Origin of the sequence: Aureibacillus halotolerans, from assembly GCF_004363045.1 — a bacterium.
GTDB classification, from domain to species: domain Bacteria; phylum Bacillota; class Bacilli; order Bacillales; family DSM-28697; genus Aureibacillus; species Aureibacillus halotolerans.
On the sequence record NZ_SNYJ01000004.1, the window covers coordinates 43,767 to 61,020 of the forward strand.

The window sequence follows — 17,254 nt, forward strand, 5'->3', positions numbered from 1 at the left end:
AATTGGATAAAAGAAGCCACAAAAAAGAGACTTGCCAATCGGCAAATCCCTGAGGATAGATAACACGATATCACTTACATTGAATGAATACGTTTGACTTTCGAGGCGCAAAGCCTTGGCAGGCGCGGAGTTGCCACTTTGGGCAATGAGCACCGGACGAGGCGAAGCAACGACGAAAGCGAGCGTTTGGCATCAGCCTAAAAATAGGGAAGGACCCAACCGCCTATAATCCCCATACAAACAACGATCCACGGTGCCCATTTCCACACAGCTACCATGACAAACAACACCGCAAACAAAAGAAAATCTTGGGTTGTCTCTACCGTGGTTTGCCAGATGGGTTGAAAAAAAGCAGCGACGAGCAAACCTACGACTGCCGCGTTCATGCCAAGCACTGCGCCTCTTAGTTTTGAATGCTGCATATGCGCCGAAAATGGAAGAGCTCCAGCAACCAGTAAAAATGCCGGTAGAAAGATTGCTGCTGTCGCCATTAATCCCCACGTCCAGCCTCCCATAACCGTTCCTAGGTACGAAGCAAACGTAAACAGAGGTCCAGGAACCGCCTGAGCAGCACCATAGCCAGCGAGAAAGGCGTCTTCACTCACCCAATTCGTTGGAACAAAAGCCTCTTCAAGCAACGGCAAAACAACATGGCCGCCACCAAATACGAGGGCACCGGAGCGATAAAAGCTATCGACCATGGCCAACCATTTCCAGTCCGTTGCTTGGCTTGCTAGAGGAAGCAAGAAAAGCAGCAGGAAAAATAACGTGAGCAAAGCTGCACCCATTTTTTTCGATACGCCCGCGCCAAACGGTTTTTGGGCTTGTTGAGTCTGGTCCGTTTTTAGAAACAGCAAACCAAAGAGGGCTGCCAAAACGATAACGATAAGCTGTGTCCAAATCGTTTGCCACAAGAGGACAACCCCGAGGGCAACGAGCAGAAGTAGCTGCCGTGAACGGTCTGGGGCAAGCGTCTTCGCCATTCCTAAAATCGCGTGCGCTACGATCGCAGCAGCCACCAGCTTCAAGCCGTGAATCCAGCCAGCGTTGGCAAGCGAAATCCCCTCATACATATATGCAAAGGCAATGAGCAAAATCACCGATGGCATCGTAAATCCTAAAAAGGCAACCAAACCTCCGAAGAGACCAGCCCTATGGATCCCAATCGCCATACCCACCTGGCTGCTCGCTGGACCTGGAAGGAATTGAGCGAGAGCAACCAAATGGGCATAAAGCGTTTCATCAAGCCACTGCTTTCGACGAACATAGCTTTCGTGAAAATACCCTAAATGAGCTGTAGGCCCACCAAACGATGTCAAGCCAAGCTTCAAGGAGACTAAAAACAATAACCAATACGATTTACATGTGATACGAGCCTCGTCTTTTCTATTTGTCATACGTTTTTGTAATCTCCGTATCTTTTTTGCTTATCTTATATGGAGGCTCGGCTGTTCACAAGTGGATTTACAAAAGCTTTATAAACACACCTTCTAAGATAAAAACCTTCCCCTGCCGTAAGAGAAACAAAAAAAGGCTGCCGAAGCAACCCTTTACTATCATTTGAATTTATCAAATTAAAGTAGCACTATGTTCCTTTTTAACATTACTGTCAATCATCGTTAATTCTAGTCCTAAGGCAGAAGCTAATTTTAAAAGTGTTTTCAGTTGTGGAATATCTTTACCAGTTTCTATTCTTGAGATTGTTTTTTGTGGGATACCTGATTTTTTTGACAGTGCCCTTTGCGATAGTTTCTGTCTGTCGCGTGCAGCCATAAGTTTGCCTACAATCTCCATGATGATATAATCCATTGGATCTTCTTGTTTTAATTCTTCTCGGAGATCGTTAAACGTCTTCACCTGCTTCACCTCCTAGCATAATTACAATAATATGATCCATTATTCCTTCTCGAAAATCGTGAAATTTCTTCATCGCCTAAACCTCCCTGAACATTAAATAGGTATTCCTAATTAGATCGGTCTCTGAGCGCGATTTTCATTTTAAACGTACCGGCGATCTAGTCGCGGGCGTCACTCGCATAAATAGTCTTACTTAATTCTTTCAGCCAGTTTATTTCATCAACAGGGGTTTTGTTTTTCTTCTTTCTAAATTGGTTGATTAACACGATGGAGCCACCGGCATAATAAAAAAATTAAATTCTACTCGTTATAAGATAATGGAACAAAATAAATTACAATTTACGCAGAAACAAATATTAGCGTAGTCAACATACGTAGACTCCTGCGGCAAAGAAATCACGACGAAGTTCTCTTGAGTCGATGATACACTTGTGCCCTTTAGGGTGGAACAGCGCGAGCTGAAGATCCCGCAGGAAAGCAAGACTCCGAGGAAGCTGAAGCCGTGCCCGGCGGCATAGAAAACACGAGGAGGTCTTCTCGAGTCGATGTTGCACTTGTACCCGTAGGGTGCAAGCGAAGTATTTTGACGTAGCGGTTCGTCATCACGTATGACAGCGAAACAAAGCAATTTCTATCACTTACACAAACCAAGCTGCTCCATTAAAGCAAGCTTCCTTCTAACGTTTTCATTCCATAGAAATACCCTTGTTTGTTCATTAGGTCTTGATAGGAACCGTGCTCAATAATCGTCCCGTGATCCATAACGATAATTTGGTCCATGGCTTCTAAACTTTTTAAGCGATGACTGACGAGTACCAACGTATCTTGCGCAGCTTGTTCAAAGATGTGCTGGTAAATATGCTGCTCGGTTTCTGCATCTAGTGAGGAAGTAGGCTCATCTAATATCCACAGATGTCCTTTTTTTAACAACGCACGCGCAATGGCTAGGCGCTGTTTTTCACCACCAGAGAGGTTTTCACCATTTTCCAATACGTGATCTTGGAGCGAAAAATGCCCAAGCTTCACATGTTCTAACGCCGATGTCATTTGTTCGTCCGTGAGATTTTCATCAACTAGCAACAGATTCTCCCGAATTGTCCCGTAGAACATATGATTTTCTTGCTGGACAACCTTTGCCTGCCTCCAGATGGCTTCACTTGCTACCGTTGACGTATCATGCTCGTTCCAAAACACGTGACCGGCTTGTCCTTGTTGAAGCTTCAACACGAGCTGAAGTAAAGTGGACTTGCCAGACCCGCTCGCTCCTACAATCGCCGTTTTAGACCCAGCAGGTATCTTAAGTGAAAGGTTAGAAATCGTTGGTCGCCACTCCTCCATATAGGAGAAGCGAACCCCGTCAAAGGCAACCTCAGGAGCAGTGTCCGGTAAAGAGTTGATGGATGTTTCACTGGTCACTTGAATGTCCGGATCCTCCATGACATCATATAAGCGCTTAGACGCATCACGACTTTCCTGCAGATAAATCGGAAAGACGGCCATTGGTGCAGCCGGTTCGAAAACAGTGAGTGATATCATCACCAACATCGCAAGAAGGATGCCATCTAACGTACCTTGCGTGACTAAATACGCACCTACAGCCAACACGAGCCAACTGATCATAAACGTTATAAACCCATTGACCGATTGCGTGTACACTTTATTAATATTTTCGTTTCTCTGGTTCTTTATATACGTTTCGGATTGACTCAATAGTTGCGAGCGCCTTGTTTGTAATTGCTGAAACAGCTTTAATTCTCGAAACCCAAACATCACTTCGGTAATGTCTGTCGATAACTTGCCGCGTTCCTGTCTTACTCTTCCATTAATCTTCACCTGCCGCAGTGAAAACAGTGCAGGAACGACAATGGTTGTTAGTAAAAAACCAACGAACAAAATAACCGCAATTGCCACAGAATAGAAGCTTGTAAAGAAAATCGTACTAACAAAAACGAGCAATAACACAAGTGGCGGATAAAAAACGCGCAAAAAGAAATGTTGCAAGCTCTCTACATCACCAACGACGCGACCTAGTAAATCACCACTGCGATATTTGTGAAAGACAGTTGGCACAAGACCGGCCAGTCTTTCAAAAAACGATACGCGTAAATGACTTAGAATCCCAAAGGTCGCACGATGCGAATAAAATCGTTCCCCAAATTTTGCCCCGGCTTTAATAAAACCTAAAAGCTTCACCGTCGAAGTCAAAATGATTAACGTAAAAAAAGGAGGCGTTAAGGCAGCTTTTGAAATGAGATAGCCACTGGCAGCAAACAGACCGACACTGCTAATCCCAGCAATGAAACCAAACAGAATGGAAAAGGTGATTTCCTTTTTCTCAATAAGCATCAGCTTGATGACGTTCAGAAGAGCACTCATACGTCCACCCCTCCTTGTTGAATCGTAACCATCTGTCGATAGGCTGGTAGACTTGCCAACAATTCTTGATGTGTGCCAACCGCTCGCAACTGACCCTTTTCCATAAAAAGAATTTGGTCAGCCGTTTTTATCGTGTGGAGGCGATGGGCCACGACAATAACGGTTGCCGTCTCATTTAACTTCTCGATCGACTGCTGCAATATTTTTTCCGTGGCTAAATCGAGTCCGCGTGTTGGTTCATCAAGTAAAACGATTGTCGGCTTTTTAAGGAACGCACGCGCAATCGATATCCGCTGCTTCTCACCACTTGAAAGGCCTCTCCCTGCTTCGCCAATCTTCGTCTGGTACTTGTTCTCCAACGATTGGATAAGCGGGTCAATGCCTGCTAGTTTCGCTGCCTCATGAAGGACTGCTTCCTCCGCGGATTCAGATGTTTCCATCGCTATATTTTCAGCAATAGTCCCGGCAAAGATATAGGGATTTTGTGAAATGTAAGCGAGCTGACGTAGCCATGAAGCTTCTGAATAAGACGATCGCTTTTCTTGATTTACAGTAATAACTCCTTGATCAGGCGTCATCATTCCTGCTAACAAGTGAAGCATCGTTGTTTTTCCTGAGCCGCTCGCACCAACGATGGCAATTTTTTGCTTTGGAAAGAAGGTTGCATTCGAAGCTTGTAAGCTAAATTCGCTGTCTGGATAAGAAAACCTTAAGCTGTCTAGCTTTATCGTTGGAGGCGCCTCCTGCTTGAGCCATTCTTTCTGCCCCCAATGACTTGCGTTGTCTTGTTCATCAAACTCCTCTAACACTTTTTTCGCTGCACCCATACTGCTTCTGCCATTATGAAATGTTGTCCCAAGTTCCTTTAATGACGTATAAAATTCAGGGACTAAAACTAAAATCACAAATGCGGTAAAAAAGGAGATGCTCTCATAAATAATCAGCTGAATCGCTAGTTCAAGGGCAACGAGACCAATACTAAGCATAGAAATCAGCTCGAGCGCGAACGATTGCGTGAAGGCTATTTTTAAAATCTCCATCGTCGTATCGCGAAAGCTATGACTGCTTTTCTCTATTTCATCTTTTTGTTGGTTTGTTCGGGAAAATAGTTTTAACGACACGAGGCCTTTCATCGTATCTAAGAAGGTGCCAGAAAAGGATGCTAAGGTTTCTAGCTTTTCTTCCGCTTTTTTTTGTGTCTTTATCCCAATCACGATCATATAGATCGGGATGAATGGGGCAGAAACGAGTAAAATCATGCCTGAATTTAGATGCTGTGTGAAGATGACAATCAACGCTAGTAAAGGAACAAAAGCACTTTGCATCACTTGCGGGATAAACTGGCTATAAAAACTATCCATCTCGTCCACACCATCAAGCAACATACTGACTTTTTTACCAGTTTGTCCTTTCTCAGCAAGAGCAACCGATTGACTGGCGTACTTTGATAAAAGGTGTTTACGAACGTCCCGTTTTACACGACTCGCAAGCGACACACCAATACGCTTACTGAGATAATCCGAACAGGCTCTAACGAATAGAACGAGCAATAACCAAAGCAGCAAAGGGATCATCGCCGCAAAAGGTTGATCTTTCAAAAAAACACCGTCAATGATATCTGTCATGAGAAAGGCTTGAGCAATAATAGCGAAGCCGAGAAATACAGTTAAAACAAGCAACATGTAAATGCTTTTCTTATGCATCATGACTGTTTTCTTTAAACTTTGCATAAACGATTCCGCCTTCTAGTAATGACTTGAATCGACACTCACTTTTTCCCTTTCACATAATCTGCATCAAATAAAAACAATCGCATGAGCAAAATTAACGAAGGGACGAGCAGCAACAATCCGCCGATAAAGGCGACAATGAGCGCTACAGCCATGGAAGGGTTCGTGACACTATCTTCTATATTGATATATGGATAAAGCAAATACGGATACTGTGCCATTCCATAACCGAAGAAGGCGAAGAAAAATTGTAGCATCACCGCAATAAAGGCTGTGCCATAATTCCTGCCCATATACAACAATCCGGCTGCGACTAAGAAGGAGCCTACGGACAAACCAAAGATCCACCATAGATCCAGCATATTTTCAAAATGACGCTCATTATGTTGACTTAAAGCGATCATCGTGGTTAGTGCCATAATAATCGTTGGCGTTGACCAAAACAGCGCCCACTTCCGTACTAACTGAAGGGCAGGTTGATCATTTGCTCGTGATGCGTAATACGCCAAGAAGCTTGCGCTAATATACAACACAGCGACCATCGCCAAGACGACGATGCTCCAAGATAAGGGACTCGTAAATAACGTTTTATAAAGGAGAGAAACAACGCCACCCTCTTCCGTAATAAAACCGCCCTCGGAAAGGATTAAAGCAACTGACAATGATGCGGGAATAAGCAATCCAGTCGCCCCATAGAGAAACATATACGTATTGCTTTTTTTGGACCCGTAATTTTCAAACGCATAAAACGAACCTCGGATGGCCAATAACACAATGGCAATACTCGCCGGTACGAGCAAGGCCGAGCCAAAATAATACGCTGTGGATGGGAAGAACCCAACGATGCCAACAAAAAAGAACACGAGAAATACATTGGTCACCTCCCACACAGGAGATAAATACCGAGAAATTAACTTGTTGGTGATGTGATCTTGCTTAGAGACCTTTGCAAAGTAGGCGTAAAACCCTGCTCCAAAATCAATTGATGCGACAATCAAGTACCCATATAAAAACAACCACAATACCGTGATCCCTACAATTTCGTAGCTCATGCCGATTCATCCCCTTTGCTAAGTTCAGGGTAATGTTTCTCTAGTTCCACTTCGACAGGATTGTCCTTGAACAATTTCCTTAACGTACGCACACAAAGTGTTCCGAGCACAATGTATAGTGCTAAAAACAGAAAGAACATGTGTAGAATATAAGGGGATGAAGTCGCTGCTTCTTCTACGGTCATATAGCCTCTTAAAATCCACGGCTGTCTGCCCAACTCGGCAAAGACCCACCCGAATTCAACAGCAAGCATAGCTAACGGTCCACTAGCAGCAAGCATCCAGAGCATCAATCGATTGTGGACATTAAAGCGTTTAAAGCGGCTTAAGACAAGATAGAGAAACGAAATGCCAAGCAGGAATAATCCGATCGATACCATAAGATCAAAGAAATAGTGAATGATTAATGGCGGTCGTTCGTCTTCCGGCGTCTCATTTAGCCCTGTGACCTCGCTCGAAAAATCACCATGCGCTAAAAAGCTTAGAAATCCGGGAAGGCGTATTTCACCGACTGGTTCGTTTTCTTCATTTAGCCACCCAAAAAGAATTAAGTCTGCATTTTCTTCTGTTTCAAAATGCCATTCTGCAGCAGCTAATTTCTCTGGCTGATGTTTTGCTAGATATTTTGCAGAAACATCACCCGCGACTGCCGTGAAAATAGAAAACACAAAGATTGAGATCACCGTCATCTTCAATGCTTTTTTATGATAGGCTGCTGCTCCTTTTTTGCGCAATAATGCAATGGCTGCAATCGTTGCTAAGATCGCCGCAACGGTTACATATGACCCGCCTAAGACGTGGAGAATTCTCGTTGGCGACGATGGGTTGAACATCGCTTCTAACGGGTTCACAGCGGCAAATTCACCGTTGACCATCGTAAATCCAGCAGGTGAATTCATGAACGAATTGACTGTCGTTATAAATACAGCTGACATGCCTGCGCCGATAACGACCGGAATCGATAAAAACCAGTGTGTGTATTTCCCTTTAAAGCGATCCCACGTATACAAATAGATGCCTAGAAAGATGGCCTCAAAGAAAAACGCAAACACTTCCATAAACAGCGGCAGTGCAATGACATTCCCTGCCAACTCCATAAAATTAGGCCAAACTAATGAAAGCTGAAGCCCTATAGCTGTACCGGTCACTACACCAATCGCCACTGTGATCACAAAGCCTCGCGCCCATCGCTTTGCCAATAACTCATAATGTTTGTCTTTCTTTTTTATGCCGATAAACTCTGCGATTGAAATGAATAACGGAACCCCAACACCTAACGTAGCGAAGATAATATGAAAAATTAAGGTCATTGCTGTAATTAACCTACTTAACGTAACCGTATCTAGAAACTCCATTTCGGCCTCCTCATCGTTATCTTTTAGACCTCTTCTACATACAATAATAGCATCATATCCTCTATCTATGAAAACAAGTGGTGAAGGTTTCATGACCATATTGTGAGGTTTTTGTGAAGGATTGCACAAACTTTTTGTTACAGTGCATTTTACGCAAAAAAAGACTACTTCCCTTTATGGAGATAGTCTTCATATTAATTAATCAACTTTCGCAACGCAAAAACCACCTTCGACGCTAACAGTTCTTGAGTGGAGGAAATTTGAGATAGGTCTATTAGAAGTTAGAGAAAAACACCACCTTATTTAGTAAAGTGAATCAACGCGTTCACTACCTTCACCTCCAAAAGAAATAAAGCTTTATTTTAAAGGCTAAGAAATCACGGTGAGGTACTTTCGAATCGATGATGCACTTATGCCCTTTAGGGTGAAAAGAATCACGACCGCTTCGTCAAAATACTTCGCTTTCCGCGGGCACGGCTTCAGCTTCCTCGGAAAGCAAGCTTTCCTGTGGGATCTTCAGCTCGCGCTGTTCCCGCAGGAGTCTACGTATTTTGACTACGCTGATGTTTGTTTCTGCGTAAATTGGTTTTATTTTTTATTGGTCTCATATAATGGTGAACATGGAAAATTGAGTTGTGCTGTGTTGCTTTAGTAAACAAGCCAAGTAAGCGCATCGCTTCATGCAGAATTATATCACCTGATGCCCGAAGATCATCTGCTTCACAGGATTATTGCGACGGTAGATTTTGCTGTTTTTTCAAATTCTGTGGATCTTACCCAAAAAGTTGGGGTTGACTTGAGCAACATTCGTACATTTCGCAACGATTAATGGCTTCTTTACACCTTTAAGTCTGCCTATCCTAGCAATTGAGTGTCTTCACAAATTGAATCTGATATGGAGCAAGCGATTCAGAAAGTGCAAAACGTAAGCTTCTAAAAACCAGCGGTCACTAGCGAGACTCCTGCGGCAACGAAACCACGATGAGAAGCACTTCTGAATCGATGTTGCCCTGCTCCTCTTTTCTCTCACCACTCTTTTTCTCTTAGCAGCTCGATCGCCTTTTCGGCATTAATAACACCTGCGCCTTCACTCGTCTGATCAAGGTGAAACGAATCGCAGGTGGCCAGCATGACTGTCTTTATGTCATCGGGCGTGGCATGAGGTGCTTGCTGAAATAGCAACGCAGCAATGCCCGCTACAATCGGTGTGCTCATGGATGTACCTGAGGATATAAAATGGTGTCCGCCTTGCCGATGCTTTCTTCCGAATTTGTCTTGCCAAGACCCTGGGGCGCGTAATGAAATGATATTCACTCCTGGTGCCAAGATGTCAGGTTTGACATCTCCATTCACGGTCGGTCCACGGCTCGAGAATGTCGCTACACCATCCGTAACGCTTGCGCCAACCGTCATTGCTGCGGCACTTATGCCTGGCGATGCAATGGTGCCAATGTCCGGCCCATCATTGCCTGCCGCTACAATGACCATTATGCCGGCCCTCCACGCTCGTTCCACAGCTTGAACGACAGGGTCCTCCTCTGGTACTTCAAGCGCTCGACCACCTAAAGACATGGAGAGCACACGAATGCCATAGACATTTTTATGCTGCACACACCAATCAATTCCTGAAATCACATCTGACAACGCACCGCTGCCAAAGCGATTTAATACTTTGACGACAACGAGACTCGCCTCAGGTGCCATGCCACGGTAACGACCTTCTGATGTCCCTCCCTCTGAAGCGATGCACCCAGCGCAATGTGTGCCATGGCCATTGTCATCGTAAGGGGTCAATCGATGTTTGACGAAATCTTTGAAGCCGATGATTCTTGATGTCAAATCTTCATGAGGAGACACGCCTGTATCAAGGACAGCGACAGTTACCCCTTTCCCCGTAACACCTTGTGGATATAGTTGATCAACTTTTACAGACTTCGCAGTTCGCTCCAAGAGGACGGACATATCGCGATCTAGGTAAATCTTTTTAATATAATGGCAATGAATACATAACGCTTCTATTTCTTTCATTGACAGTTTTACCGCACAGCCTGCCATCGTAGGCAAAAGTCGTTTTAATTGCTTTCTCCATCTCTTCCCTGTGTATGCCTGTAAAAGTCTTATCCCCTGATTGTAATTGGCACTGCCTTGAAATTGGACGATCACTTCCACATTTTTTCGTCGTCTTAACAACGCGTCCATCCAATGCTGAAATAAGCACGGTATCCACCGCATTGGCTGATACATGCGGACCATTCGACGCTTTAGACGCCTGTCCATAAGGTGACCATGCGTTCGCACAGCTTGAATCATTGAAAAGCCGTTCATTTCTTCCCTCCTCATCCATCTACGTTCAATGTATGAAGGAAAGAAATTGTCTGGCACGGTGGATGTCCTTCCGCGATAACCCGTTCGCAGTGAAAGGGTATTCGCATTTGACAAGGAGGACCTCAAACCCTACCATTTGAAGAAAATAAGAAGCTTAGAAAGGTGGATGCGTGAGTGATCGCTCCAATCCTATTAAAAGAGTGGCGGGGGAATGTACTAGAAAATGTCCATCACGGGCTTGTATGCGGCATTGATGCAGAAAAGCAACCAATATTCTCTGTCGGAGACACCACAACGCCTGTATTCTACCGCTCTGCCTTAAAACCGATTCAAGCCATCCCTGTGTTTGAAACCGCTGTCTTTGAGAAATACGGTATTTCAACGACAGAGGCTGCCCTTTGCACAGCCTCACAACGAGGAGAGCTCTACCACCAACATGCTCTGCAATCCCTCCTTGAGAAGCTTGGACTTGCAGAGGACCAACTTGTTTGCCATGCATCCTATCCTTTGAATGAGGCACCAAAATTCGAGCGTCTTTGGCAGCAGCAGCCTCACCGTAAGCTGCATCACAATTGCGCCGGAAAACATCTCGGGCTGTTGGCGGCGTGTCGAGCACACGGTTGGCCAGAAAAAGATTATGAACATCTCGATCACCCTGTGCAACAGCGCATTCTTGATGTCCTCTCCATATTGGCTGAGGTTCCGAAAGAGGAAATTGAGCTCGGTACAGATGGCTGTGGCGTTCCGGTATTTGCTGTACCTTTACAGCATATGGCAATATCGTATTTGAAATTTGCTGTGCCAGAGCTGATTGAAGATCAGGCGTTGCGAAAAACCGTCACTGCCATAGGTGACATTATGAATCAGCACCCAACTATTGTCGCTTCGCATAATTTCATTTGCACCGCGTTGTTAGAAGACGACAATATTGTCGCAAAAGGCGGCGCTCAAGGGGTTTACTGTTTTGCCTTACGAAAAGAGAAAATGGCCTTTGCGCTTAAAGTCCTCAGTGGAGCCGAGCATGTATGGCCATTTCTTGTGGCGAACCTGCTTGAGCAGATTCATTATGACAACAAAGATACGATTGAACGTCTGCACAAGTTACGTTCAAAAACGGTGGTAAATGACGCAGGGGTTCCGGTTGGCAAATCAACGGTTCATCTAGTAAATGAATGTAATAAAATGGAGGGTTTTCATGCTTGAAGTGATTGTGTTACTCCCTGAAGATGCAAGGCAAGCAGAAGCCGCTGGTGCGGACAGGCTGGAGCTAGTGACGGCCATGCCTGAAGGTGGTCTCACACCAAGCTATAGTGTGATTGAGGCAGTAGTTCATGCGGTCACCATCCCTGTTCGTGTCATGATCCGACCCCACAGCCGTTCCTTCACGTATACGGAGGAAGAAAAAGAACTGATGAAGCGTGACTTGTCACATGCGATTGAGTTAGGGGCAGAAGGCATTGTAATCGGTGCACTAACGCGAGAAGGTGATATTGATTCAGCGTTTATGCAGGAGGTGATAGCCATCGCTGACGGGGCTGCTATCACATTTCACCGTGCGATAGACGCCGCACGAGACCCTCTCACTGCTTACCAACAGCTTGCAGCACTAGGGGAGATTCAAACGGTGTTGACATCAGGCGGTGGTCAAACGGTGGCAGACGGACTCGATACATTAAAAGCTATGAGCGCTTGCGATGGCCCGGAGATCCTGCTTGGCAGCGGGCTGACAATAGACAATATCGCGCAAGTGCATAGCGTTTTACAAGGCCAGCATTACCACATCGGTTCAGCGGCTCGGGTTGACGGATCCTTTGCTAATGGAATAGATGCAAATGCCATTCATCGGTTTAAGGAGACAATTCGATCTTGAAGTTTTGAACAAAATAATTAATTTCAAACCAAAAATGTTCAATCAGAGAAAGCCTTGATTGAACGTTTTTTGATTGATTTTTAACAATGCCACTTAATCGCCTTTTACAAATCGATATCCGACACCCCATACTGTTTCGATATATTTTGGATTGGAGGGGGATGGTTCTAATTTCTCCCTTATCTTCCGAATATGGACCGTCACAGTTGTAAGATCCCCCATTGAATCAAAACCCCAAATACGTTCGAATAAATGTTCCTTGCTAAACACTATATTAGGATTCATTGCCAAAAATACTAAAAGGTCAAATTCCTTTGCGGTGAACGTTCTTTCCTCGTCATTTAAAAAAACTCGCCTGGCGTTTTGATCAATAGATAATTCTCCGACATGAATTATATCAGATTCCTTTTTACGGTGAACTAATCGTTCATATCTTGATAAATGGGCTTTAACTCTTGCAACCAACTCATTAGGATTAAATGGTTTTACAATATAATCATCTGCTCCGCGATCGAACCCCCTTATTTTATCTATATCCTCCTTTCTAGCTGTTATCATTAATATTGGAATATCTAATGTCCTTCTTAATTGTTTGCACAAATCAAATCCATTAATGCCGGGGAGCATTACGTCCAATAAAATCAGATCATATGCGTTTGTTTGTGCCTTTTTCAGTCCCTCTTCACCCGTCGAAGCAATATCACTAGCAAATCCGTTTACTTCTAGGTAGTCCCTTTCTAACTCTGCAATACTTAATTCGTCTTCAATAATCAAGATTCTTTGCAATTTAACACCTTCTTTAGTGTGAAATTAATACTTGTCCCTTCGCCTAGTTGACTATGTGCCCAAATGGTTCCTCCATGTCCATTAACAATTTTCTTTGCTATTGATAAGCCAAGCCCACTTCCGCCAGTCTCCGAGTTTCGTGATGAATCTGTCCGATAAAAGCTCGTAAAAATAAACGGCAGATCCTCTTTGGATATCCCACTTCCATTGTCTTTTATCTTCACAAAGACCTGATCCAGATCGGATTTTAAACGAACCTGAAGGTGTTGACTTTCTTTATCCATATATTTAAAGCTGTTTTGAACAATATTTGTTACCACTCGCTTTATTTGTTCACGATCAGCCTTCACAATATAAGATTCTTCCTCATTGGCAAAAAGATTTGCAGACCCTTGATCCATTTGAATATCAAATCTTAATTCGTCAATAAAATCATTGAAGAATGAATAAAGATCCATATCCTCAAATTTGAATGGGATACGCTCCAGATCTAACTTTGAGTATAAGAAAAATTCATCAAGTAATACATCCATGTCATTTGCCTTATGATCGATCGTTCGAATGTATCGTTCGACTTTTTCAGGAGTATTTGCCACCCCATCTTGAATACCTTTTACATACCCTTTGATCGATGTTAATGGTGTTTTCAAATCATGGGAGATACTAGCAATTAGCTCCTTGCGACTTTTTTCATATCGTAACTGATCTGCTTGCGCTTCTTTCAAATCCAAACGCATTTTTTCAAATGTATTAGAAAGTTCACCGAGTTCATCCTTTTTATCCGATGCAACACTAAAATCCAAATCTCCTTCACTGATTTTTTTAGTTGCATTCATTAATTTCTTTATGGGATTGATAATACTTTTTGATACAAAATAGGTGAGTAGCCCATTTGTTATGATTAAAATAAGTAACATCCCTATAAAGCGAAGGCTGATAAATAAATCAAGATTTTCACTCTGCGGATTGCCCTTGAAAACAACAAATAATAAATATCCAATAAAAATCTCAAAGATAACGATGGAAACGACAGGAATAATAATCATCCCTATATTTGATAAAACTAATCTTTTCTTGATTGACAACGCTACCACCTGCTTAAGTGATCAATTATTATAGTTCTTAAAAATCATTTTTCCGAAACATACCGATTGAGTTCACTAATTATAAAATCGCCATATATTCGTCGACATTATACTATAAAGAGACTGCCGGTTTAACGACAGTCTTTGTCTAATAAACCTATATGGTATTAGAATATGCTCCTGCTTATTTTTCAGTGGACCTTTCTCCAATTGTCATTTTATAACGATAGAATCTCATCCACCCGATAAATGCAAGTATTGCCGTTGTAACTGATGTGACTACTCTAACCCAATTTCCTGTAATAAATTCATTAGCAACTTGCTGCAAATAGACTGTGGAATGAACAGCCGCCCCTTCTTCAAACAATATGATATTCCTTGGCCAGGCATAAATGACGGAAAAAATGAAGTTACCTAAAATAAAGACGATAAGGCTACCTAATATCCAACCTCGGATGTTTTTTAATTTCCATGTAAAGATTAAAGTAACAATCCCGGCACCTATGACTGACATGCCTATTATCGGAAAGTAGGTCCCCGGACTTGTCACTTGCAAAAACTCCGAAGTCACTTCGACTGAGTGTGGAACATCGTGAAATACATTAGGGTACAGAAGTATGTTTTCAATGATAAATCCTCCAAGGAATATGATCTGTAGCCATGCATAAATCAAAACAATCACGCTCGTAAAATTAGAAAGTACATTTTTCATAAACACCCTCATCCATTTCCTTTTCACCTTTTCATGGGGTCGTTCCTATGAAAACAACCCCAGGCACTTATTTTGTTTTTATCTTTAGCAGGACACTTGCGATGAATCCTGTGATAAGCCCCCATATCGCATTTGTCACCAAGACACTAACAATTGCATACGGACTTGTTAAAGGTCCTTGCAATTGACCCGTTAGAATCGGTGATAAAATACCACTAATAATAATTACTAAAATTCCATAATTAATCCCGACAAAAACTAATGTGACGATTGGTTTAGATGCTCGTTTCATATAAACTGCCGCTATCCAAACAATCGAAATTATGATTGTCGCCGTTATACTTGCGACTGGTTTCCCAACGGCCTCTGATATTCCCAAAATGCTCATAAATGGTCTTATAAGAGCGATTATAGATAGTGTGACAATAAGTCCCCAATTCAAGGTTTTGTACGCACTATTGGTTGACATATTGATCTCTCCTTTCCTTGTTTAATCTCTACAGTACGTACTATAAGATCAATAGCTTATAGAACCCTTATCCATTTATTAATTATTTATTAAATGTCATAATCTATATCTTCTCCAATTAGAAAACCATATTGAACACTACTTCTAGGGTGTGTCTGAGGACTCAGAAGGGAGCAGATGGGGACGAAAAAGCGGGGACAGATGCCTCTGAGCGAGTTTTAAGACACGCCCTAAATAAATCTTGATATTTATGTTAAGATTTAGGTGATCTTTTAAGTGATTTATTTGAAGCTTTGGAGGGGAATAAAGTTGACGATCAATCAAGATTCATTTGGTTCGTACTTTTTGAATGGTGAATTTGAAAGGATTTATAAATCAATGTCAAAGGATTTGCAAAATTTAATTACGCCCGAACAGCTTCATGAGGTAGGGCACTCTTTTAACGAGGGGGTCGAGAGTTATGGCACCGCTTTGCAAAATGAGTTTTTAGGGGGTACGCGAACCCTTTGGTTAGATGAGAGTAAAACCAAGTCTATTCATGTTACCTTTGACAGAGACGCTTTGATATCAGGGCTAGCTATAAAGCCTTATGTCAGTTTTCCAACAACAGATAAACGGTACTCGAAAAATACATATCGTATGCCAATTCAGAAGGAGTGGTTTGTATTCTGGGGTGGCACGAATGAATTTGTAAATTATCATTATCCGTATGAGCAGCAACGCTATGCGTACGATTTAGTCATGGTAAAAGACAATAAAACATATAAAGACACGACGTTCTCTAATGATAACTATTACGCTTTTGGGGCAGACGTCGTAGCGCCGTATGAAGGCAAAGTTGTGTCAGTTGTGGATGGGATTAGAGACAATGTCCCTGGAGAAATGGAAACCGAAAACCCTGCTGGTAATCACACAATCATCGCACATCCAAATAACGAATATAGTATGATTGCACACTTTAAAAAGGGCACGATTGTTGTCGAAGAAGGCGAAGAAGTGCAGGAAGGACAATTTCTTGGACAGTGTGGTAACTCTGGAAATTCATCAGAGGCGCATATCCATTTTCAACTAATGGACCATGCCAATCCTGATAATGCTGCATCAATTCGCATCCATTTTCAAAACAACATCGAACCAATTCAAGGCGATGTAATCCAACCGCAGGAGTCTCGCTAGTCATCGCTTTTGGTTATGATAAAGAACAAATGAAATGAGACCAACCTTTTATGGTTTCACTTCATTTCTTTACCAAACGGCATTCGTGTAAGAGGCACCAGGTGATCTACCTTGAAACATTGCACGTACTTGCCTGATTTGGTTGCCACACGGCTTTTTACCCTCTATACGAGACCAAACCACAATAAACAATGTGCGCAGAAACAAACATCAGCGTAGTCAACAGACGTAGACTCTAGTGGGATCAACGCGAGCTGAAGATCCCCTCGGAAAGCCTGCTTTTTTGAGGAAGCTGAAGCCGTGCCCCACAGAAAGCGAAGTTTGTTGACGCAGCGGTCGTCATTCCCATGCACCTCGTCGTGTTTTCTTTGCTGCTGGAGTATCACTAGTGACCGCTTTTGGTTATTGAACTATCGGAAAAATACGACTGGCGATACCTAAATGATTTTGATCATTCGTTA

Annotated in this window: 14 protein-coding genes; 3 read left to right on the forward strand and 11 right to left on the reverse strand. The window is 42.8% G+C overall.

The annotated features are described in order from the left end of the window. Positions 1-197: 197 nt before the first annotated feature. The 7 genes from chrA to EV213_RS06235 all read right to left on the reverse strand — a co-directional run bounded on the left by chrA (position 198) and on the right by EV213_RS06235 (position 10,695). Positions 198-1,397, reverse strand: coding sequence for a chromate efflux transporter (gene chrA, locus EV213_RS06205; protein WP_133579647.1), 1,200 nt, complete (start codon positions 1,395-1,397; stop codon positions 198-200). A 172-nt stretch (positions 1,398-1,569) separates the two neighbouring features. After that, entirely contained in the window at positions 1,570-1,857 is a 288-nt protein-coding gene (locus tag EV213_RS06210; protein ID WP_133579648.1) for a helix-turn-helix domain-containing protein, read from the reverse strand. Positions 1,858-2,517: 660 nt separating this feature from the next. Further along, complete coding sequence (gene cydC, locus EV213_RS06215; protein ID WP_133579649.1) at positions 2,518-4,233, reverse strand: thiol reductant ABC exporter subunit CydC; 1,716 nt, start codon at positions 4,231-4,233, stop codon at positions 2,518-2,520. Then, positions 4,230-5,963, reverse strand: a complete 1,734-nt coding sequence (gene cydD / locus EV213_RS06220; RefSeq protein ID WP_133579650.1) for a thiol reductant ABC exporter subunit CydD — start codon at positions 5,961-5,963, stop codon at positions 4,230-4,232. The genes cydC and cydD overlap by 4 nt, the downstream gene beginning before the upstream one ends. A gap of 38 nt (positions 5,964-6,001) precedes the next feature. After that, positions 6,002-7,015 carry a cytochrome d ubiquinol oxidase subunit II gene (locus EV213_RS06225; RefSeq protein WP_133579651.1) on the reverse strand — a complete coding sequence of 338 codons (1,014 nt, stop codon included), beginning with the start codon at positions 7,013-7,015 and terminating at the stop codon, positions 6,002-6,004. Further along, a complete protein-coding gene (locus tag EV213_RS06230) occupies positions 7,012-8,370 on the reverse strand; it encodes a cytochrome ubiquinol oxidase subunit I (protein WP_133579652.1) in 1,359 nt (452 codons plus the stop codon). Before EV213_RS06230 ends, EV213_RS06225 begins: the two co-directional genes overlap by 4 nt. A 1,026-nt stretch (positions 8,371-9,396) precedes the next feature. After that, the gene (locus EV213_RS06235) at positions 9,397-10,695 is read right to left on the reverse strand and encodes a S8 family peptidase (RefSeq protein WP_166639182.1); all 1,299 of its coding nucleotides are present in this window, start codon (positions 10,693-10,695) and stop codon (positions 9,397-9,399) included. A 174-nt stretch (positions 10,696-10,869) separates the two neighbouring features. Between EV213_RS06235 and EV213_RS06240 the strand changes: the two genes are divergently transcribed. Both EV213_RS06240 and EV213_RS06245 read left to right on the forward strand, forming a co-directional pair. Continuing rightward, positions 10,870-11,898: an asparaginase gene (locus EV213_RS06240; RefSeq protein ID WP_133579654.1), complete on the forward strand. Its 1,029-nt coding sequence runs from the start codon at positions 10,870-10,872 to the stop codon at positions 11,896-11,898. Beyond that, the gene (locus EV213_RS06245) at positions 11,891-12,565 is read left to right on the forward strand and encodes a copper homeostasis protein CutC (RefSeq protein WP_133579655.1); all 675 of its coding nucleotides are present in this window, start codon (positions 11,891-11,893) and stop codon (positions 12,563-12,565) included. Before EV213_RS06240 ends, EV213_RS06245 begins: the two co-directional genes overlap by 8 nt. 93 nt (positions 12,566-12,658) lie before the next feature. Here the strand turns inward: EV213_RS06245 and EV213_RS06250 are convergent, their stop codons facing one another. The 4 genes from EV213_RS06250 to EV213_RS06265 form a co-directional block, all read right to left on the reverse strand. Further along, complete coding sequence (locus tag EV213_RS06250; RefSeq protein ID WP_133579656.1) at positions 12,659-13,351, reverse strand: response regulator transcription factor; 693 nt, start codon at positions 13,349-13,351, stop codon at positions 12,659-12,661. Continuing rightward, positions 13,336-14,436, reverse strand: coding sequence for a sensor histidine kinase (locus EV213_RS06255; protein ID WP_133579657.1), 1,101 nt, complete (start codon positions 14,434-14,436; stop codon positions 13,336-13,338). The genes EV213_RS06250 and EV213_RS06255 overlap by 16 nt, the downstream gene beginning before the upstream one ends. 184 nt (positions 14,437-14,620) lie before the next feature. Further along, the gene (locus tag EV213_RS06260; protein WP_133579658.1) at positions 14,621-15,148 is read right to left on the reverse strand and encodes a DUF1772 domain-containing protein; all 528 of its coding nucleotides are present in this window, start codon (positions 15,146-15,148) and stop codon (positions 14,621-14,623) included. Between the two features lie 67 nt (positions 15,149-15,215). Further along, positions 15,216-15,617, reverse strand: a complete 402-nt coding sequence (locus EV213_RS06265) for a hypothetical protein (RefSeq protein ID WP_133579659.1) — start codon at positions 15,615-15,617, stop codon at positions 15,216-15,218. A gap of 309 nt (positions 15,618-15,926) precedes the next feature. Between EV213_RS06265 and EV213_RS06270 the strand changes: the two genes are divergently transcribed. Further along, positions 15,927-16,793, forward strand: coding sequence for a M23 family metallopeptidase (locus EV213_RS06270; protein ID WP_243740007.1), 867 nt, complete (start codon positions 15,927-15,929; stop codon positions 16,791-16,793). The last annotated feature ends 461 nt before the right edge of the window (positions 16,794-17,254 follow it).